Here is a 20849-nt window from a genome sequence, read left to right as displayed (position 1 = left end):
TTCCTCACTTCTTCCAGACCAGGCGGTAGGCAATGAGCGTGTCGCAAGCCAGCAGCGCAAACAGCAGCAGACCCTGGAACACCCCGGTGATTGATTTGGGCAAGCCCAGGCGCGACTGCGCGAGTTCGCCGCCGATGTAGAACATGCTCATGAGAATGGCGGAGAACACGATGCCCACCGGGTGCAGCCGCCCCACGAAGGCGACGATGATGGCCGCGAAGCCGTAGCCTGCCGGCACATAGGGCGTGAGCTGGCCAATGGGCCCGGCCACTTCCAGCGCGCCCGCAAGGCCGGCGGCGCCGCCCGAGGTGAGCAGCGCGATCCACAAGGCCTTGCGCGACGAGAAGCCCGCATAACGCGCCGCAGCAGGCGCCAGGCCGCCCACCAGTTGCGCATAGCCCGAGTAGGTGCGAAACAGAAACACCCACACGGCGGCCACACCGGCCAGCGCCAGCAGCAGGCCGATGTTCACGCGAGAGCCGCTCATCAACCGCGGAATCTGCGTGACCGACTCGAAGGTCTTGGTCTGCGGGAAGTTGTAGCCGAGCGGGTCTTTCCACGGTCCGTACACCAGGAAGTTCAGCACCTGCACCGCCACATACACCAGCATCAGGCTCACCAGGATTTCGTTGGCGTTGAAGCGGTCGCGAAGCAACGCGGTGATGCCGGCCCACAGCATGCCGCCCAGCACACCGGCGGCCAGCACGGCCGGCACGATCCACGCGCCGGTGTCTTTGGTGGCGGTGAGCGCCATGCCTGCCGCGCAGATGGCGCCAAAGATGTATTGCCCTTCGGCGCCGATGTTCCACACGTTGGAGCGAAAGCACACCGCCAGCCCGAGCGCGATGATGAGCAGCGGCGTGGCCTTGACCATGAGCTCCGAGAGCGCGTAGGTGCTCTTGATGGGCTCCCAGAAGAACACCTGCAGGCCGCGCACCGGGTCCTTGCCGAGCACGGCGAACAGAATGACGCCGATCACCACGGTGATGAGCAGGGCCAGCAAAGGCGAGGCGTAGCCCCAGCGCGCCGACGGCTGGGGACGGACTTCAAGCCGCAGCATGGGCAGCCTCCTTGCTGTTGTGTGGTGCGGAGGTTTCCCACAGGCCCGACATCCACTCGCCAATGCGTTCGATGGTGGCGTCCTTGCGGTCCATGCTGGGCGAGAGTCGGCCCTTGGCAATCACGTGCAGGCGGTCGCTGATCTCGAACAGTTCGTCGAGTTCTTCGCTCACCACCAGCACCGCGCAGCCGGCGTCGCGCAGCGCCAGAATCTGCCCGCGAATCTGCGCCGAGGCACCCACGTCCACCCCCCAGGTGGGCTGGCTCACGATGAGCAGCTTGGGTTTGGCCTCGATCTCGCGGCCCACAATGAACTTCTGCAGGTTGCCGCCCGAGAGCGATTTGGCCGCCGCATCCGGCCCGTTGGCCTTCACGTTGTAGCGCGCAATCACGTCTTCCGCCTGCTTCCTGAGTGCGTTCACCTTGATCCAGCCGCCCGCGCCCAGCGCATCGCGCCGCGAGAGCAGCAGGTTGTGCGCCAGCGAAAGCGTGGGCACCGCGCCACGCCCCAGGCGTTCCTCAGGCACAAAGTGCAGGCCCAGCGCGCGGCGCCTGCCGGGCGCGTAGCGCGAAGCATCTTGCCCGCTCACACGGATGCTGCCGGCCGGCGCGCGGCGGTCTTCCCCCGAGAGCGCATACAGCAGCTCGCTCTGGCCGTTGCCCGACACCCCGGCAATGCCCACCACCTCGCCTGCCCGAACGGTGAGCGCGATGTCGTTCAGTTGCGTACCAAAGGGGTCGTCGCTCGCGAGCGTGAGGCCGCTCACTTCCAGCACCGCTGCGCCCGCGTGAAGTTCGCGCACGTTGAGTGCCGGCGGTTCGGCGCCGATCATCAGGCGCGAGAGCGAGGCATTGCTTTCTTGCCGCGGATCGCACACGCCGGTGACCTTGCCGCCGCGCAACACGGTGCAGGCGTTGCAGAGCTCGCGAATCTCGTGCAGCTTGTGGCTGATGTAGAGGATGCTGCAGCCCTCCGAGGCCAGCTTCTTCAGCACCACAAAGAGCTTTTCGACCGCCTGCGGTGTGAGCACCGAAGTGGGTTCGTCGAGGATCAGCAACTGCGGGTTGGTGAGCAGCGCGCGGATGATTTCCACCCGCTGCATTTCACCCACGGACAGCGTGTGCACGGGCCGCGAAGGGTCGATGTCCAGCCCGTACTCGGCTGCCTTGGCGGTGATGCTCGCGGCCACCGCCGGCAGGGTGAGCGATTTGTCCAGCCCCAGCCACACGTTTTCTGCCACGGTGAGCGTGTCGAACAGGCTGAAGTGCTGGAACACCATGCTGATGCCCAGCGCGCGCGCCTCCTGCGGGTTGCGGATGTGCACCGGCTTGCCGTTGAACATCACCGTGCCTTCGTCGGGTTTCACCGAGCCGTAGATCACCTTCATCAGCGTGGATTTGCCGGCGCCGTTTTCGCCCAGCACGGCGTGCACCTCGCCGGGCTGCACGGTGAGCGAGACATCGCTGTTGGCCACCACACCGGGGTAGCGCTTGGTGATGCCGCTCAATTGAAGTCGGGGTGTGGTCATGTGTCTCCTTCTTGTGGGTGGGGTCAGGACTCGGCGTCCAGCCGCTTGAGCGAAGCGGCGACCGTCTTGATCTGTTCGCGCAGCCAGCGCGCCGCGTTCGATGCGTGGGTGCGCTCGTGCCAGAGCTGGTAATACATCATCCGGGGGAATTCCACCGGGCTGGGCAGCACCTTCACCGGCAGCACACTGGTGAAGCGCTCGCAATACTGGCGCCCGGTGGTGAGCACCAGCAGGCTGCCCGCCACCATGGCCGGAATCAGCCCGAAATGGGGGCAGCGCGCGGTGATGTTGCGCACCAGACCCAGGCTGGCCAGGTGGTCGTCGATGAAGCCGCGCGCGCCGGGGTGGGTGGGCGTGGGCGCAATGTGCTCGGCGCCCAGCCAGGCCTCCACGTCCCAGCCGCGCCGCGCGGCCGGATGCTGGTTCGACACCAGGCACACCACCTCGTCACCGAACAGCCGCCCCAGGTGCAGATCGTCCGGCGGCTGCGCCCAGTTGCCAATCACCACGTCCACATCGCCCTGGGCCAGGTGGTTGCGGTAATCGGAATCGCGCGAGAGCGGGTGGATGTCGATCGGGCAGTGCGGCGCCAGGCTCTTGATCTGCGTGACCAGCTGGGGCAGGAACAGCGGATCCAGATAGTCGCTGGCGGCCAGGCTGAAGCTGTGGTGGGCGGTGGCGGGATCGAAACTGCGCGCGTCGGAAAACAGCACCTCGGCGCTGCGCAGGATGTCGGCCGCCGGCTCGATCATGCGCAGGCCGGCCACCGTGGGCACCATGCCTGAGCCTGAACGCACCAGAAGGGGGTCTCCGGCGAGTTCGCGCAGGCGCTTCAGGGCCGCGCTCACCGCCGGCTGGTACATGCCCAGCCGGATCGCCGCACGCGAGACGCTGCGTTCGGTGAGCACGGTGTGCAACACGCGAATGAGGTGCAGGTCTATCTTGTCGAACATGGCCCCGTATTTCATACCGGTGTCATATGCTGGTGAATGGTGTTTTGGGCATTCTGGACATATGACGGAGCATATGTTGTGCCATGGGGCCGGCGCTATGCTGGCGCGCATGACACCCCAAAAATCAGCACAAACCCTGAGCTTCCTGCGCCGCGGCCAGCCCGTGACGCTGGAAAACGTGGCCCCCGACCGCACGCTGCTGGAGGTGTTGCGGGAGGACCTGCACTGTACCGGCACCAAGGAAGGCTGCGGCGAAGGCGACTGCGGCGCCTGCACCGTGGTGCTGGGCGAGGCGGTGGCCGGCAAGCTGGAATACAAGGCCATCAACAGCTGCATCCGCCTGGCGCATTCGGTGCAGGGGCTGGCGGTGTGGACCGCCGAAGACATTGCCGCCCCCGGCGGCGACCTGCACCCGGCACAGGAAGCCATGGTGCAGTGCCACGGCAGCCAGTGCGGCTTCTGCACGCCGGGCTTTGTGATGAGCCTGTTTGGCATGTACCAGAATACGAAAGGCGGCAAGGGCATCGACCGCACCCAGGCGCAGGTGGAGCTTTCGGGCAACCTGTGCCGCTGCACCGGCTACCGCCCCATTCTTGATGCAGCGCAGCAGATGGGCACCCTGCCCCTGCCCGCCGGCTGCGGTGTGAATGAGGCGGCTACCGTGGCCGCGCTGAAGAAGCTCCCGCCCGCGCCGGCTGAGCACTACCTGCGCCCGGCCACGCTGAAGGCGCTGCTGCAGGCCCGCGCCGCGAACCCCAAAGCCCAGGTGGTGGCCGGCTGCACCGACGTTGGGCTGTGGGTCACCAAAATGCACAAGCGCTTCGAGCAGGTGCTGGACGTGACCGCTGCCGAAGAACTGAAGCGCGCGGAAACCTACCCTCACCACATCGCCATCGGCGCCGCCGCCACGCTGACCGACGCCTACGCCGCGCTGGTGAGCGAGCGCCCACAACTCAAGACGTTTGCCCAGCGCTTCGCCGGCCTGCCGGTGCGCAACTCGGGCACGCTGGGCGGGAATGTGGCAAACGGCTCGCCCATCGGGGATTCCATGCCGCTGCTGATTGCGCTGGGGGCCAACGTGGTGCTGATGCGCTGGGATCCGAAGCGCGGCGCCATGGCCCACCGCGAGATGCCGCTGGAGGATCTGTACACCGGCTACCGGCAGAACGTGATGAAGCCGGACGAGCTGCTTTGCTGGATCAAGGTGCCTCGGCCGGTGAACGGTGAGACGGCGAAGGTGTACAAGATCAGCAAACGCTTCGACGACGACATCTCCGCCGTCTGCCTCGCCATCCGCATGACGGTGGAAGGCGGCACTGTGAAGGCCGTGTCCATCGGCGCCGGCGGCGTGGCCGCCACGCCGGTGCGCGCCCGCCAGACCGAAGCCGCCCTGCTCGGCCAGCCCTGGAGCGCCGACACGGTAATGGCCACCACCGCCGCGCTGCGTGCCGAGTTCCAGCCCATTTCCGACATGCGCGCCAGCGCAGCCTACCGCCACACGGTGCTGGGCAACCTGCTGCAGCGCTTCTGGCTGGAGAGCCAGGGCCTGCAACGCATCAACCTGGAAAGCCTGACCGCATCCGACCTGGAGGCCGTGGCATGAACGCACGCGACAAAAACCCGACCGACACGCCGGTGGTGATCTCCTCCCGAGGGGACGCCGAGATCGCTCCCGAAACCCCCATCCCGACCACACCGACGCAACCCAAAGCCGAACGCGCCGCCGGCGTCTCCCGCTTCCACGAAAGCGCGCGTGCCCAGGTGGCCGGTGGCGCTACTTATATAGACGACATCCCCGAAGTGCGCGGCACGCTGCACGCCGCGCCGGTGTGCTCGCCCGTGGCGCACGGCAAGCTGCGCGGCATGGACACCCGCGCCGCGCTCGCCGTGCCGGGCGTGCGCGGCGTGTTCAGCACCGCCGACATCCCCGGCGACCCGATGCTCGCCGCCTTCGCGCACGACGAGCCCGTGTTCGCCACCGACACCGTGCAGTTCCTTGGCCAGGTGGCCGCGCTCGTGGTGGCCGACGACGTGATGACCGCGCGCCGCGCCGCACGGCTGGTGAAGTTCGACATTGAGCCCCTTCCGGCTGTGATCAGCGTGCACGAGGCGCACGCGCTGCAAAGCTACGTGTTGCCACCGGTGCATGTGAAACGCGGCAACGCCGCCGCCGCACTGGCGCGCGCACCGCAGGTGATTGAAGGCACCTTCGAGATCGGCGGGCAGGAACACTTTTACCTGGAAGGCCAGGTGGCCTATGTGCTGCCGCTGGAGCAAGACCAGTGGTGGGTGTATTCGAGCACCCAGCACCCCGGCGAGGTGCAGCACTGGGTTTCGCACGCGCTGGGGCTGGACAACCACGCCGTGACGGTGGAATGCCGGCGCATGGGTGGCGGCTTCGGTGGCAAGGAAACGCAGGCCGGCAACCTGGCCGTGTGGGCCGCCATCGCCGCCAACAAGCTCAAGCGCCCGGTGAAGCTGCGGCTGGACCGCGACGACGACTTCATGGTCACCGGCAAGCGCCACCCCTTCGCCTACCACTACCGCGCCGGCTTCGATGCCACCGGCCAGCTCTGCGGGCTAGAGCTGGAGATGCTGGCCAACTGCGGCTTCAGCGCCGACCTTTCCGGCCCCGTGGCCGACCGCGCCATCTTCCACGCCGACAACGCCTACTTCCTGGAAGACGTGGCCATCTCCAGCTACCGCTGCAAGACCAACATACAAAGCCACACCGCGTTTCGCGGCTTCGGCGGCCCGCAGGGTGTCATCGTCATCGAACGCATCCTGAGCGATATCGCCCGCGCGCTGGGGCTGGACCCACTGGACGTGCGCCTGCGCAACCTGTACGGCATTGAAGAACGCAACGTCACCCACTACCAGATGAAGGTGGAGGACAACATTCTCGAACCGCTGATGACCACGCTGGCCCACACCAGCGGCTACCGCGAACGCCGCGAGCAGATTGCCGACTGGAACGCGCAGAGCCCCGTCATCAAGAAAGGCATTGCGCTCACGCCTGTGAAGTTCGGCATCAGCTTCACCGCCACGCTGTTCAACCAGGCCGGCGCGCTGGTGCACGTGTACACCGACGGCAGCGTGCAGGTGAACCACGGCGGCACCGAAATGGGCCAGGGCCTGAACACCAAGGTGGCCGCCATCGTGGCCGACGAACTCGGCGTGCCGTTTGAAAAGGTGCTGTCGACCGCTTCAGACACCAGCAAGGTGCCCAACGCCAGCGCCACCGCCGCCAGCAGCGGCACCGACCTGAACGGCCGCGCCGCGCAGTTTGCCGCCCGCCACGTGCGCGACAACCTCGCCGCGTTCGTCTCCGGCCTGGACAACTGCGGTGCCGGCGCCGTGCGTTTCGAAGGCGGCCAGGTGATCACGCCCACCACCACGCGAAAGTTTGAAGACGTGGTGAGCGCCGCGTACGCCAACCGCATCCAGCTCTGGAGCGACGGCTTCTACCGCACGCCCAAGATCCACTACGACAAGACCACCCTGACGGGCCGGCCGTTCTACTACTTCGCCTACGGCGCCGCCGTGACCGAAGTGGCCATCGACACGCTCACCGGCGAGAGCCGCGTGCTCAAGGTCGACATCCTTCACGACGTGGGCCACAGCATCAACCCAGCCATCGACATCGGCCAGATCGAAGGCGGCTTCGTACAAGGCATGGGCTGGCTCACCACCGAACAACTGGTGTGGAACGACAAGGGCTACCTGCAGACCCACGCCCCCAGCACCTACAAGATCCCCGCCACCGGCGACATCCCCGAACACTTCAAGACCGACCTCTGGCCCGAGGCCAACCGGGAAGACAACGTGCACGGCAGCAAGGCCGTGGGCGAACCGCCCTTCATGCTGGCGATCAGCGTGTTTGAGGCGCTGCGCGATGCGGTGGCGCAGGCGGGCGGGAATGCAGAGGCGATGAATGCGCCGGCGACGGCGGAAGAGGTGTTGCGGGCGGTGGGCACCTAGGCTGGACGCATGCTGGTAGCCTCACGTGGTCGGCAGGGCTTCCGCCATGCCAACCCCGGCGATCTTGCCCCAGCAAAAGTGAATTCATCCATCATGACCAGCCCTCTGTACACCGCCTCCGTTCCCGTCCTGCAGCAGATGCTGAAGGCCTTGTCGGACGTGCTCAAGAAAGCCGAAGACCACGCCACGCAAAAGAACATCGATCCCAATGCGCTGCTCCAGGCGCGGCTGTTTCCCGACATGTTGCCGCTGATCCGTCAGGTACAGATTGCCGCTGACTTCTCCAAGGGCATTTCCTCCCGCCTGGCGGGTGCCGAGGTGCCGTCCTGGCCCGACACCGAGGTCAGCTTCGCGGACCTGCAAGCGTTGATCACCAGGGCTTTGGCCCATGTTGGCTCCTTCAAGCCGGAGCAATTTGATGCAAGTGAGAGCCGCGAGATCGTGCTGCGCCCCGGCACGCCGAAGGAAAAGAAGCTGATGGCCAGCGCCTATCTGCTGCACTACGGCCTGCCGCAGTTCTTCTTCCACGTGACCACCGCCTATGCCATCTTGCGCCACAACGGCGTTGAGATCGGGAAACGTGACTACATGGGTGCTTACTGAGGCTAGATGGCCGACCCGTTTCGGGCGTGCGACGTTGGTTTATGGATGGTGGAATTGCGGCGATAGCTGCCGGCGGGGATTCCTACTTTCCAGGCACAAGCCAACCCGAAGAGATCACGTTTGGCTCAGGTGAAAAGTTGCAGTTGCTCTTAGCTGATCAGCGTACAGAAACACGTCATCGACGGCCTCTATGTTCATCACTTCCTCTTCCTTGCTGGTACTAAAAAGGCCCAATCGCAACTTCTGATTGTTGTTGAACCTCAGACGGCAAATCGGCTTGCGGTTGTTGTCATCTAGGAGTACGGCGCAGTAGGACTGAGCATCGCGAATGAAAATTCGCTTTGGTGAGACAACGTCTCGAAGGATGGCTTTGACCAGATGAAATGCTTCGAACTCCTCCATGGATGTGTCAACTTGCGCTTGTGTCGCACTCGTCGCAAGGGGTATGGGATTAGCAGTGTTCTGCATGGGTGTGGCTGGCGGCTGAAGATTGATGACCGAAACAGCCTCAGGAGACATCGCGCCTTTCAAGCGGGCATTGATGCGCTCGCCGATGAGTTGTTCGAATGCTCGTCTTGCAATGGGCGTGAACTGCTCGCGAATCGCCACCGTGAATTTTTTGTTGCCGATCAAATCGGTCGCAAGTAAACGGACGACCTCCTCTGGGGGATTCTCAATCCAGGCAGACAGCTTGTTCTGAATGGCTCTTGTGTACTTGAGCTCATTCGCCGTAGTCAGGATCGTGTCCAAGTCGAACGCTGCTTTCGCAAATTTCTTGAGCTCTTCGACATCACGATCTCTGAAGTCGAGAATGTTGAACTCGAAGAATGGCTTTTCGTCCATCTTGTTCGGGTGCTCAAGATCTGTGAAGAATTTGTACACCAATCCGTTGGTGAGCACACCGAACCTGGCGGCGGTGACATGGAAGTACCTGAATAGCTGACCCGCATGATTGATGCTGAGATCTCCGCCAGCTTTTTTGCACTCGAAGAGCATGATTGGTTTGCCATCACGCAGGATGGCGTAGTCCACCTTCTCGCCTTTTTTTGTGCCGATGTCCGCAATCAACTCTGGCGTGACTTCCAGCGGATCGAAAGGGTTGTATCCCAAGATCTGAATGAAAGGCATAACCATCGAATTCTTGGTCGCCTCCTCAGTCTGGATCATGTCTTTAGTGACTGAGATTCTTGATGCCAGAACGCGTAACTGATCGATGAAGTCCACAGAATTTTCCTCCTCACGGTTTGTTGAAAACTGATCTCACAAAAACTGTGCTCCCGCATCCATGTGCGCGTGAGCAAACGAATCCGGCACGCGACAGAGAGCTGCTTGATGTGTCGAGAGCCATGTCCGCCAGTACCTGATGCCCCTACCGCCTGTTGACTGCACGCAGGGCCTCCTCAAGCCGGACTCGACTGGCTGCGCGCAAGCGCTGAATACCTAGGGCCCTCGCCATGCTCACCAAGTTTTCATCGTCGGTGTTTACAGGGTCGTGGCACATCTGTGCCAGCGCCTGGAGCTCTGGCATGCAAACCTCGTCAATCGAGCGTTGCTGCTCCTCGGGGGGGCGCCTGAAGGCAACTGGAGAACCTGGGGGAAGCGCTTGAGGCCAATAAAAGGTGCCGACGTCCTCTTTGGAGTTCTTGAACCGCTGGCGAGCGATCGCTTCAACACGCTCCTGAATGCGACCGCCGGTTCTTTGCCATTGATGCGCACGACTGATACGACGTGCCAACACAGAATCAAGAATTGGTCCTTCGGTTTGAATCACGTGCTCAATCATGGCGATCAAGACTGACTCATACGAAGCTTCATAAAACCTGTCAGCCACAGCCGCCCCCTCCAGTTCTTCCGTGGGCACCTCCCGGTAAAACTGCCCTTGGCTGCTCGTGAGGTCACTCGATCCCTGCTGAGCTGCATTCCTGGCATACACCTCGTCAAAAACCTCGACGGACTCTTCGGAGAGAGCGGTGCCACTTCGCGTTGCTTCACCAGGGTGTTTATTCGCTGCAGGCACCGTGGCGTGGGCCTTTCGCAGGGCGGCCTCAGCAGCTTCCTTTGCTGCAGCCATTTCTGCCTCTTCGGCACGTCTCTTACGGCTGACCTCAAGCAGCGCCGCAAGCTTCGCGTGGATACGATCAAGTGTTCCATTCTTGTCGACCCACCAGTCGGTGGACCAGATGCGCAGAATGTCCCAGCCCAAGCCTCGCAGCACTTGCTCACGCAGTTTGTCTCGATCGCGCGCGGTGGCTGAGCGGTGATACGTCGCCCCGTCGCATTCAATTCCAGAGAGATAGGTACCAGGAGCATCTGGGTGCACAACTGCAAGATCAACCCGAAACGATGAGGCGCCGACTTGTGCGTGCAGCTCCCACCCCTTTGCCGCCAGCGCGCCGGCAACGGCCTCTTCGAACGGACTCTCAAAGTCACCGAGGCTGCCGCGTGTGGCCTCTGCCAAGGCTTTCGGACCGCGTTCTGCAAACTCAAGGAAATGCTTGAGGTCACGGACACCATGCGCTTGCGTGCGGGAGAGGTCCATCTGATCGGGTTTGAGACTTGAGAACACGCGCAGCTCTTGACGGGCTCGCGTGATGGCCACGTTCAAGCGCCTCTCTCCACCATCGCGGTTCATGGGGCCGAAGTTCATCGAGACTGCACCGCTCATGTCAGGACCATAGGAAATGGAGAAGTACATGATGTCGCGTTCATCCCCTTGAACGCTCTCCAAGTTCTTCACGAACAAGGGCTCCAGTTCGGCTTCGGAGAAGTGAGGCTCGATCGAAGGATCCTTGCGCCGCTCTTCGTCCAAGAGATCTTCAATGAGTTTTTGCTGCTCCGAATTGAAGGTGACCACGCCAATCGTGTGTTTCGAAGCTCTGAACCCTGGCGACTTCAGTTTTGCGACGACGTCTGCAACCACCGCCTTTGCCTCGGGTTTGTTGATCCTGGCGCCACCCTTTTCATAGACGCCCTTGACGTAGTGAAAGCTGACGGCTTTGTCTTCTGTCACTGGTGAGGGGAAGGTGACCAGTTCACCGCCGTAATACCGGTGATTGGAGAAGGCGATGAGGCTCTCGTTGCGGCTGCGGTAGTGCCAAGAAAGATCGAGCGTTGGAAGATTTGCTCCCAGACATTCATCCAAGATGCTTTCCATGTCACCTTCGACCTCTTCGTCATCGAGCGACGACTCGGCTCTGTCAAAGAATGCAGTTGGGGGAAGCTGTTTGGGGTCTCCGACCATCAAAACCTGCTTGCCGCGGGCAATCGCGCCGATGGCGTCCCACACCGGAATCTGCGAGGCCTCGTCAAAGACCACAACGTCGAACTGCTCCGAATCTGGCGCAAGGTACTGCGCGATCGAAAGCGGACTCATCAACAAGCATGGCGTGAGTTTCACCATCGCAGTAGGAATTCCTCCGATCAGCTCACGCAGTGGGAGGTGGGCACGCTTCTTCGTGATCTCGCGGCGCAACAGCCCCCACTCGGAATTGCGAGTCACGTCCTCCGGCGAGGGCAATCCCGAACAGAGCGATGCTCTCACCCAGGCACGTGTCAGTTCAGTAAATTTGCTGTCCAGCGCCCGAAAATCAGCGATACGCTTCTCGTGTTCTGCGGAGACAAAGGTCCGGATGACTTGCTCACTATCGACGACCGCGTTGAGCCACCATCGGCAGTAATTCGTCTCAAACGCCTTCATCACGTCTGCAGGTGCGACGGCACCATTCTCCAGGCCGGCAACCATTGGGCTGAGGCCCAAAGTTATTGCTTCCCCTCGTACCTTCCGCCACGGACACCAAGCATGAAGGCGCGCTTCGGATTGCACAAGATTCTTGCAACGCCCAACCAAGCTCTCGATGTCAATTTCCTGGAAGTCCGCTTGTGCCAGGTCAGAGAAGTGCCCTTGTTGCGCCAGCTTGTCCACGGCCGGCTGCAGCTTGGCCCATGCGTCCAGATAGTCTTGGCCCCTGCCTGCGACCGGACCATTCACATCCAGCAGCCCATTTCCGTCAACCACCAGTCGTTCAAGCACCGCTGAAACAGCAGGTACCTCGGACGGTGCGAGGGCAAGGTTCGATATCGCTGCGGCAATGGAACCCTGAAACCGGATAGCCTTTTCAACATCCTGAACGTCGGTGTCCAGCCCTTTCCAGACGCCATGAGTTGACATGCCGAGTTGGTCGAAGGAGGACAGTTGGCGTTCACATGCTGTGCGCTTTGCAAGCAGCTGGTGATCACGGGAGAACATCTCGCCACATGCTCCCGTCGCAACCAACTGCAGCTCGCCCTCCATGGTTCCCCGTGAGCGGATGATCTCAAGGAGGCGCGCGAATATGGTCGCTACGCGCAAGATGTGAACATCACTTTCAAGCCCTCTCCAAAGGCCACCCGTTTGACTGCGCAGGTTGGGGAAGGCGTTGATGCGCTGATCAAGTTCGCCGATGGAACGGAGTTTCTGCACCTCTCCAGCCAGAGTCTCACCCCCTCGGCCAGCGGCCAATGCGTCCAGTCCTTCGTCGGTCCAAGCCAAGCCTTGTTTGACGGCGGCAGCGGCTGCTTGGAGCTTCAAGGCGCCCGTCAGGACTTCTGCACGGGACTTCAGTCCGAACCAGATGCCCGACGCCTCGGGACCGATGTCGTGTTTTTCGATCGCCGACCGCGTGTCTCGTATGGCGACCAAGGCAGTCAAGTCGTTGGCAACGCTGGGTTCACCATCGCCAGCCACAAGTGCCTCCAGGATCTTTCGGACCTTTCTCTTGCCGGCCCACGACATTGGCCATACCGACTTCTGTGCCTTGGCGTACTCTCGGTGCAGCAGGTAGACATTCACCTGCTCAATACCGTCGGAGTAGCGGACAGAGAGCGTCTTCCCGAGCGACTCCAGCCGCTCCAGCAGCTTCACACCGTTCGCGATGCTTTCCTGTGCGTCTGCGGGCCACGGTCTTGCGAGGCTTCCGACCAGATCTGTGCGCCTGGCCAAGAGATCTGCGCCGCTCTCTGCATCGTGCACGACTCCTGCAGTCCAGCCGGGCGAGAGCTCAGCATTCAACTGGGCATGCTCGACCACCAACTTGCATCCAGCACTGAGCGCTTCCGAAATGGTCTTTGCATCCGCCCTGAATGCGAATCGCCAGTCTTTTCCGGAAGCCATGGGAAGCGCCCGGCTCAAGGTGGCCAGCGCGGTGCGGCGCCGGCGCGTCAGTTGTCCTGTTTCCAGGCCAATCGCCTGGCAGAACGACTCGGCCGTGTTCTGGATTCGCTCAGCCACAGGAACCACAGCCCGAGCCGCATCGATCAGCATCTGCTGCCAGGTCGGTGACCAATCATCCTGGCCAACATCCTTGAGTGGCCCTGATGTGAGAGCGTTTGGGCCGACGGCAGATGCGTTGACCGCCAATCGGTCTACCACCTCGCGGAGTTTCTCGGTGTCTTTGGCACCGTGTGCCGAATGCGAAGACCAGGACAGTCCCAGCGCGGGCATGTCGGCGCCCGCCACGACCACACCAATGGCATCAAATATGGATTGGCCGTTCGAATGCTTGTGATGCAACCGCTCGACATACACGTTCAGTTCGTCGCGCAGACGCTTCAGCCTCCGGGCCTCCGCCGCCCAAGCTTCCGGATCAATGTCACCCTTGGCCTCCCAGGCCGTCTTGAGCTGAGCCAGCACGTCGAGCTTTCTGGCTTTGTTCGAATGCAACTCCAAACAAAATTCGCCGAGCTTGACCTCACGCAGGCGTCTGTAGACGACGTCCAACGCGGCAATCTTTTCTGAGACAAACAACACACGTTTGTTCTCGGCCAGGCACTGAGCGATGAGATTGGAGATCGTCTGGCTCTTACCCGTACCAGGAGGCCCGATCAGCACAAAATCCTTGCCCCTGGCTGCGGCCATCACGGCCGCCAATTGAGACGAATCAGCGGGCAGGGGGCAGAATGTCTGCTCGGGTCCGAAGTCGCGGTCGAGTACCTTTGGATTGGGAAAAGAGGACGTGCTCGGAAAGGGATCCCGTGGCGTGTCGAGGAGGTGTTTGACCACGTTGTTCTGTCGCAGCTGGTCGGTACGCTGCACCAAGTCCACCCACATCAGGTACTTGGCAAAGGAGAACATCGAGAGGTAAACATCTTCCGAAACCTCCCAGCCCTTGATGTCTTTGACTGCCGCTGACACGGTACGCCAGATCTTCGCGATGTCCACGCCAGCATCGTCTTGGGCAAGCTCACCGCCTTGGATCCCCAGTTCCAGTTTGAAGTCCTGGCGCAACATCTCAATCAGCGTGGGATTGAAGCGAGGCTCATCTTCGTGGATGGTCAACGAGAAACCAGACCGGACGCTCTTGCGGTTCAACGTCACGGGCAAGAGTACAAGAGGCGCCTTGAAGGTTTTCTCGTCTTTCTCGTCGCGGGTCCAGGTGAGAAAACCCAGAGCAAGAAACAAGGTGTTCGCGCCACCTTCTTGTAGGGTTGTCCTTGCCGATCGGTACAAGTCAACCAGTCGGGTTTCGAGTTCCTCCTGAGGGAGGCTGACAAAAACCTCCCTGCGTTTCAGCGCATCGACGGCGTGGGTGCGGCGCAGGTTTTCGCGCTCACGCGCTTCATGGATGGCCTGATTCCTGGGGTCCGAACCATCCATCAGATCAGGCCGTTGCAACAGTCGCACTTCCTTGCCGTCGGACATGAGGTCCTCAAGTGCTCCGGGATCTGGCGCCTCCAGCTTCAGCGATTTCTTTCCCGCCTTGAAGTTGAGCAGATTGTTGCGCATCGACAGGTCAAGCAACTTGCGCTGCCAGCGCGCGAGTCTGTCTTTCGGGTCCAGTGTCGAGGGCTTGCCTTCAACAATGATGTCGTCTGGAAGATCCGGGGCCTCGTCGAAGGGGACTACCGTCGGTCCGTCATCCTCCGGCTTTGCCTGGTGGAGAGGCGTTTCATTGCTTGCCAACGGCTTGATGCGTTGCAATCGCGCCCGCCGCACATCTACCGCGAGCTCGAACCTCTCGGCTTGCTCTTCTGAGACTTGGGACGTACCGTTGTCTGCTGCGAATCGAAAGGGAACCCCTGGTCTCTGCGCCACGAGGGTGGTCTCGAACAACACCAGTTCTTTGAGCTTCACGCGTTTGCGCAGCGCGGTGATGTCATCCACCACAGAGGAGGAAAACTCTTCGTGTTTGAGCCAAACGCCTGCGAACGCATGTCCCTTGGTAAATATCAGCAAGGGGTTGAGACCGGCTTGCTCCAAGGCCGAGCAAAAGAGAAGAGCCAGGTCAAGGCACGTCGCGAGACCTGAATCCGCGATTTGTCCCGAAGACCGAATCTTCTGTCCTGAGTGCTCAAAACTCGCTGGTGGCAGTGCGTAGTCAAGCTTCATGCCGACGACAGCACCCCAGATGGCCGATGCGATTTCCCACGCGCGCTTGGGTCCACCCTTGTAGCCATCAAGAGAGGCATCCTTGCCGTTGTCTCGAAGCACATCCGCAGCCTTCTTGAGAAGCCGGTCAATCGCAGGTTCGTTGGGCTGGACGAAGGCCGCGATCATGTCCGGCATGTGCGCGATTCCGCCCCATTGGTTACGAGGGAGAAGTTCGACTTTGCGAGAAATGACGACGGGATCGTCTTGCGGACCTGCATCGGCCCGTTTGAGGGTGAGCGTGACCGTTGCCTGCTCTGCCTCGGTGAGCTTGCTCAGCAGCACTCCATCGAGTTGAACGTCCAGCTCTTGCACTCGATAGGATTGACCGGCCCCAACCGAATCGAGCCGCCATCTCTTGGCTCGAACAAAGGCAGGGATGGATTCGAGCACCAACTCCAGGCCTTTGGATTCCTCGGTAAGTGTGCTGACTACCTGCAGTTCTCGGAGCAATGGAACCGAGTTCTGAAAATCAGCGAGATTCAGCTTGGTTGAAAACGCAGCTTCCAGCCGAAGTTCACGCACGACATCTACCGATTCGGTTGTGTCTGGCTTCGGGTTTTCATGTTCTGTTTGCTTCCAGTCGAGCTGCGCCATCTTCAATCCAAGTCAGTTGAACTGTCCACAGGCCCGATAGGCCCCTCCCTATGTGGCTCATCTCTTGCGGATGTGAGCTTCAGCCAAAGAACCATACTGACACAAAGTTGCCCAGCCTAGGGTGATTGCTCCGTCGTACTTCGACGCGACGTGGAATCGGTCGCACATCCGGGGATGTCCGGGGTCTGAATGAAGACAAGGCAGGCAAGACTACAAAGCGACCGGCTGAATTAATGTCCATCCGCAGGTCCAGTAGCTTTCATGTCTCTCGGTCATTCGTGTTGTGGCTGCAGGTTCATCTAGTCGAGCACCCGGCCACGTATTTGTGTGACGTGACCGGCGCAGTATATCGACGGGTCTGGCGAAGCCGGGTGCTTACTCGTTGCGTCGAGCTTCGGTACCAGTACCCCCCATGGGTATCAAGTTGTACGATGTGCCGCGGCCAGCCATTCCTCCACTGAAAGGGTGTATCCATGTTGTTTCCCACCACCGTCGTCGGCAGTCTTCCTCAGCCCGACTGGCTCATCGACCGCGCCAAGCTGGCCGGCAGGTTCCCGCCCCGGGTTCGAGCAAAGGAGCTGTGGCGCATTCCAGAGGCCTACCTGGCCGAGGCGCAGGAAGATGCCACCCTCATTGCGATTCGCCTGCAGGAAGACGCGGGGCTGGACATCGTCTCTGACGGTGAGATCCGCCGCGAGAGCTATTCCAACCGCTTCGCCACGGCGCTGGAGGGTGTGGACCTGGACAACCCGGGCTCGGCGCTGGACCGTTCAGGGCACCCGAACCCGGTGCCTCGCATCGTTGGCAAGATCCGGCGCATGCACGCGGTGGAGGTGGGGGACCTGCAGTTTTTGAAGAAGCACACCAAGCTGCGAACCAAGATCACCGTGCCCGGCCCGTTCACCATGCTCCAGCAGGCTCAGAACGACTTTTACAAAAGCGAAGAAGAAGCCGCCATGGACTACGCGGCGGCCGTGAACGAAGAGATCAAGGACCTGTTTGCTGCGGGTGCCGACGTGGTGCAGATCGACGAACCCTACATGCAGGCCCGGCCGGAGAAGGCCCGGCAATACGGCCTGGCCGCGTTGAACCGCGCGCTAGAGGGTGTGCAGGGCACCACCTGCGTGCACATCTGCTTTGGCTACGCCGCCATCATCCACGAGCGGCCTACGGGCTATTCCTTTTTGCCCGAACTCTCGGGGTGCCGGTGCAAGCAGGTATCGCTCGAAACCGCGCAGTCCCACCTCGACACGTCGGTGCTGCGCCAGCTGGAGGGCAAGCAGTTTTTGCTGGGATGTCTTGATTTGTCGGATCTGAACGTGGAAACGCCCGAGGTGATTGCCGATCGCGTGCGCAAAGCGCTGGTGCATGTGAAGCCCGAGCAGATCATTCTGGCGCCGGATTGCGGCATGAAGTACCTGCCGAGGGAAGTGGCGCAGGGCAAGCTGGAAAACATGGTGGCTGCGGCGAAGCAGCTTCGGAAAGAGTACGCGTAGGGGCCTGTCTGAACTTCGAGCGGACTCGGGCCATGCGCATCCTGCTTGCCGAAGACGAAACCGACCTTGGAAACTGGTTGACCAAGGCCCTGGCCCAGAGCGACTTTCAGGTCGACTGGGTGAACGACGGCCGCATGGTGCGCCGCAGCCTCAAAGCCACAAAGTACGACGCACTCATTCTTGACCTGGGCCTGCCCGGCCTGGGCGGCCACGACGTGCTGGCCGATCTGCGCGAAGCAGATGAGCGCCTGCCGGTGCTCGTCCTCACGGCGCGCGACTCGCTCATGGAGCGCGTCAGCTGTCTGCACGGTGGCGCAGACGACTTCCTGGCCAAACCGTTCGATGTGGCGGAACTGGAGGCGCGGTTGGTCGCACTGATCCGGCGCTCCCGGGGACAGGACCATCCGCGTTTCACTTGCGGGCCGCTGGGCTACGACAGCGCGTCCAAACAGTTTCGGCTGAAGCATGACGTGCTGAGTCTTACGCCGCGCGAACATGCGCTTCTGCGCGCCCTTATCCAGCACCCCGGCGAGCCACTGTCCAAGCGCGAGTTGCTGGAACGCCTGTTCTCCGACGAACAAGACGTGAGCCCCGAGGCCATCGAGGTGCTGGTGCACCGCCTGCGCAAGCGTCTTGAAGCGTCTCCTGTGCGCATCACCACGCTGCGAGGGATGGGTTACCTGCTGGAGTGTCCCGCGTGAAACCTCCGCGATGGCTGGGCGGCAGCATCCGCCGCACACTGCTGGTGGTTCTGGTGCCGGGCATGCTGCTGGTGTTTTCGGCCGAACTCTGGCTGGCCTCGCGCACCGCCAGCGAAGCGGCAGACGCCGCCTACGACCGGTCGTTGCTGGGCGCGGTGAAGTCCATCGACTCCAGCATTTCCACCGCCAGCGGAGGCCTGGCTGTGGAACTTCCCTACCGCATGCTGGAGTTCTTCGAGCTCACCGCCGAAGGGCAGGTGTACTACAGGGTGGCCACCGAAGACGGCCTGGTGGAGATCGGCAGCTCCGACCTGCCCCCCCCGCCCAGTCTCTTGCAATCGGGCCAACCCCAGTTTCACGAGGGTGTGTATTTCGGAGAACCGGTTCGTGTGGGCAGCTACGCGCGCGAGCTCTCCACGCCGCTGGCGGGCCAGCCAGGACCGCAGCGAGTGGTGATTCAGGTGGCCGAAACCCTGGAAGCCCGCACCGACTTCCGGCGTGCCCTGGTGCTGCAATCGGTGGCGCGCGACTTCCTGCTGGTGGTGGTGGCCAGCACCTTGTTTGGTCTGGCCATTGCCTGGGCCATGCGCCCACTGGCGCGCCTGCGCCAGGATGTGGAGGCCCGACCGCCGCAAGATCTCACCCCGATGGACAGCGAGGGTGTGCCCGCCGAGGTGTTGCCGCTGGTGGGTGCGATCAACCACCACATCGGGCGCAACCGGGAGCAGGCCGAAGCGCGCCGACGTTTCATCGACGACGCCTCGCACCAGTTGCGCACGCCGCTGACCACGCTGGCCACCCAGGTGGCTTTTGCCCAGCGCGAGCAAGACCCTGCCGCGCTTCGCGAGGTGATGGACAACATCCGCCAGCAGCTGGACGAAACCATTCGCCAGACCAACCAGATGCTTTCGCTTGCCAAGGCGGACAGCGCCGCGCCGGAACCCGAGCCGGTGGACGCGGTGGTGCTGGCCGAAGACCTGGTGAGCCGCTGGTGGCCTGTGGCGCGCGAACAGGGAGTCGACCTGGGCTTGCACGCACCCATGACCACGCTGTCCTTTCACGGCGAAGCCGGTCTGCTGAAGGAAGCCTTGTCCAATCTGCTGCACAACGCAATCCGCTACGGCGGTGCAGGCTGCCAGGTGACGCTGGCTGTGGACCACAGCGACGATGGCGTGCGCTTCAGCGTGGTCGACAACGGCCCCGGCCTGCCGCCCGACGAACTGGCGCGCGCGGGCGAGCGGTTCTTCCGCGGCCACCACGGCCCGTTGCCTGGCTCCGGGCTGGGGCTGGCGATTGCGCGCACGGTGGCCAGGCGCCATGGCGGCGAGATGAAGGTGAATGCCGGACCCGAGGGGCTCGGGCTGGAGGTCACCATGACCTTGGCCCGCGCCTGAGCTCCGGCCACTTTTACGGGTTAACCCTGAAGAATCTGCCCCATTTCTGAAAGCGGCTTGAAAGTACGCTTTTTCTACAGTGCCCTCTTCGCAGCAAATCCGTTGCGAGCGTTTCACCCCCAGAGGAGACACTTTCATGAGCATCACATCCCGCTTGGTTGTTCTGGCCATCTCGGCCAGCGCCGTCACCGCTTTCGCCGCTGGCGCGCTTGAAAAAACCGAGTGCATCGCGCCCGCCAAACCCGGCGGCGGTTTCGATCTGACGTGCAAGCTTGTTCAAAGCGCACTGCAGGAGGGCAAGTTCGTCGCCGACCCGATGCGCGTGACCTACATGCCCGGCGGCATCGGCGCCGTGGCCTACAACACCGTGATCGCGCAGAAGCCCGATGCAGCCAACACCATCGTTGCTTTCTCGGGTGGCTCGCTGCTCAACCTGGCCCAAGGCAAGTTTGGCCGCTACACCGAGAACGACGTGCGCTGGCTCGCCGCCATCGGCACCGACTACGGCGCTGTCGTCGTGGCCGAGAACTCGCCCTTCAAATCGCTCAAGGACGTGATGACGGCCATCAAGGCCGATCCCACCAAGGTGGTTCTGGGCGCCGGTGGCACCGTGGGCAGCCAGGACTGGATGAAGGCCGCGCTGACCGCACGCGCCGCCGGTGTGAACCCCAAGACCATGCGCTACGTGGCCTTTGAGGGCGGCGGCGAAGCGCTGACCGCGCTGCAGGGTGGCCACATCCACGTGTTCACCGGCGACGCGGCCGAGGCCGGACAACAGATCAAGGCCGGCGCCAAGGTTCGCATCCTGGCGGTGATGAACGACAAGCGCCTCGCTGGCGAAATGGCCAGCATTCCTACGGCCGCTGAACAGGGCTATGACGTGGAATGGCCCATCGTGCGCGGCTTCTACCTGGGCCCCAAGGTGAGCGACGCCGACTACAAAATCTGGGCCGACACCTTCACCAAGCTGATGGCCACGCCCGCCTACGACAAGCTGCGCAGCGAGCGCGGCCTGTTCCCCATGGCCCTGACGGGTGCGCCGCTGGACGCCTACGTCAAGAAGCAGGTGGCCGACTACCGCAAGCTGGCCGAAGAGTTCGGCCTGAACGTCGTGCCCGCCAAGTGACATCTGCG

Annotated in this window: 12 protein-coding genes; 7 read left to right on the top strand and 5 right to left on the bottom strand. The window is 62.3% G+C overall.

Annotated elements, in window-relative coordinates:
• Nucleotides 1-4 precede the first annotated feature (4 nt).
• From CAP37_RS03515 to CAP37_RS03505, 3 genes are read right to left on the bottom strand one after another with little or no spacing between them, the layout of a single operon-like run.
• Nucleotides 5-1060, bottom strand: a complete 1056-nt coding sequence (locus tag CAP37_RS03515; RefSeq protein WP_086122897.1) for an ABC transporter permease — start codon at nucleotides 1058-1060, stop codon at nucleotides 5-7.
• A complete protein-coding gene (locus CAP37_RS03510; protein ID WP_086122896.1) occupies nucleotides 1047-2588 on the bottom strand; it encodes an ABC transporter ATP-binding protein in 1542 nt (513 codons plus the stop codon). The genes CAP37_RS03515 and CAP37_RS03510 overlap by 14 nt, the downstream gene beginning before the upstream one ends.
• 23 nt (nucleotides 2589-2611) lie before the next feature.
• Entirely contained in the window at nucleotides 2612-3556 is a 945-nt protein-coding gene (locus CAP37_RS03505; protein ID WP_086122895.1) for a LysR family transcriptional regulator, read from the bottom strand.
• Between the two features lie 94 nt (nucleotides 3557-3650).
• Between CAP37_RS03505 and xdhA the strand changes: the two genes are divergently transcribed.
• The 3 genes from xdhA (at nucleotide 3651) to CAP37_RS03490 (ending at nucleotide 8125) form a co-directional block, all read left to right on the top strand.
• Complete coding sequence (xdhA, locus tag CAP37_RS03500) at nucleotides 3651-5144, top strand: xanthine dehydrogenase small subunit (protein WP_086124799.1); 1494 nt, start codon at nucleotides 3651-3653, stop codon at nucleotides 5142-5144.
• Nucleotides 5141-7522 carry a xanthine dehydrogenase molybdopterin binding subunit gene (xdhB, locus tag CAP37_RS03495; RefSeq protein ID WP_086122894.1) on the top strand — a complete coding sequence of 794 codons (2382 nt, stop codon included), beginning with the start codon at nucleotides 5141-5143 and terminating at the stop codon, nucleotides 7520-7522. Before xdhA ends, xdhB begins: the two co-directional genes overlap by 4 nt.
• A gap of 93 nt (nucleotides 7523-7615) precedes the next feature.
• Nucleotides 7616-8125 carry a DUF1993 family protein gene (locus CAP37_RS03490; protein WP_086122893.1) on the top strand — a complete coding sequence of 170 codons (510 nt, stop codon included), beginning with the start codon at nucleotides 7616-7618 and terminating at the stop codon, nucleotides 8123-8125.
• A gap of 114 nt (nucleotides 8126-8239) precedes the next feature.
• Here CAP37_RS03490 and CAP37_RS03485 read toward each other — a convergent pair whose 3' ends face one another.
• Together CAP37_RS03485 and CAP37_RS03480 are read right to left on the bottom strand one after the other, a co-directional pair.
• Nucleotides 8240-9349, bottom strand: a complete 1110-nt coding sequence (locus tag CAP37_RS03485; RefSeq protein ID WP_086122892.1) for a type I restriction endonuclease — start codon at nucleotides 9347-9349, stop codon at nucleotides 8240-8242.
• Between the two features lie 145 nt (nucleotides 9350-9494).
• Nucleotides 9495-16124, bottom strand: coding sequence for a DUF3320 domain-containing protein (locus CAP37_RS03480; protein WP_086122891.1), 6630 nt, complete (start codon nucleotides 16122-16124; stop codon nucleotides 9495-9497).
• 473 nt (nucleotides 16125-16597) lie between these two features.
• Between CAP37_RS03480 and CAP37_RS03475 the strand changes: the two genes are divergently transcribed.
• The 4 genes from CAP37_RS03475 to CAP37_RS03460 all read left to right on the top strand — a co-directional run bounded on the left by CAP37_RS03475 (nucleotide 16598) and on the right by CAP37_RS03460 (nucleotide 20841).
• Nucleotides 16598-17620 (top strand): uroporphyrinogen decarboxylase family protein, encoded by a 1023-nt coding sequence (locus tag CAP37_RS03475; protein ID WP_086122890.1) that lies wholly within the window; start codon nucleotides 16598-16600, stop codon nucleotides 17618-17620.
• A 32-nt stretch (nucleotides 17621-17652) separates the two neighbouring features.
• Nucleotides 17653-18321, top strand: a complete 669-nt coding sequence (locus CAP37_RS03470; protein WP_086122889.1) for a response regulator — start codon at nucleotides 17653-17655, stop codon at nucleotides 18319-18321.
• A complete protein-coding gene (locus CAP37_RS03465) occupies nucleotides 18318-19715 on the top strand; it encodes a sensor histidine kinase (protein ID WP_086122888.1) in 1398 nt (465 codons plus the stop codon). The genes CAP37_RS03470 and CAP37_RS03465 overlap by 4 nt, the downstream gene beginning before the upstream one ends.
• A gap of 136 nt (nucleotides 19716-19851) precedes the next feature.
• Nucleotides 19852-20841 (top strand): tripartite tricarboxylate transporter substrate binding protein, encoded by a 990-nt coding sequence (locus CAP37_RS03460; protein ID WP_086122887.1) that lies wholly within the window; start codon nucleotides 19852-19854, stop codon nucleotides 20839-20841.
• Nucleotides 20842-20849 lie beyond the last annotated feature (8 nt).

This window comes from Hydrogenophaga sp. IBVHS1 (assembly GCF_002127265.1).
GTDB lineage: Bacteria > Pseudomonadota > Gammaproteobacteria > Burkholderiales > Burkholderiaceae_C > Hydrogenophaga.
Note: the sequence above shows the minus strand (reverse complement) of the source record. Positions and strands in the feature narration are given on the sequence as shown.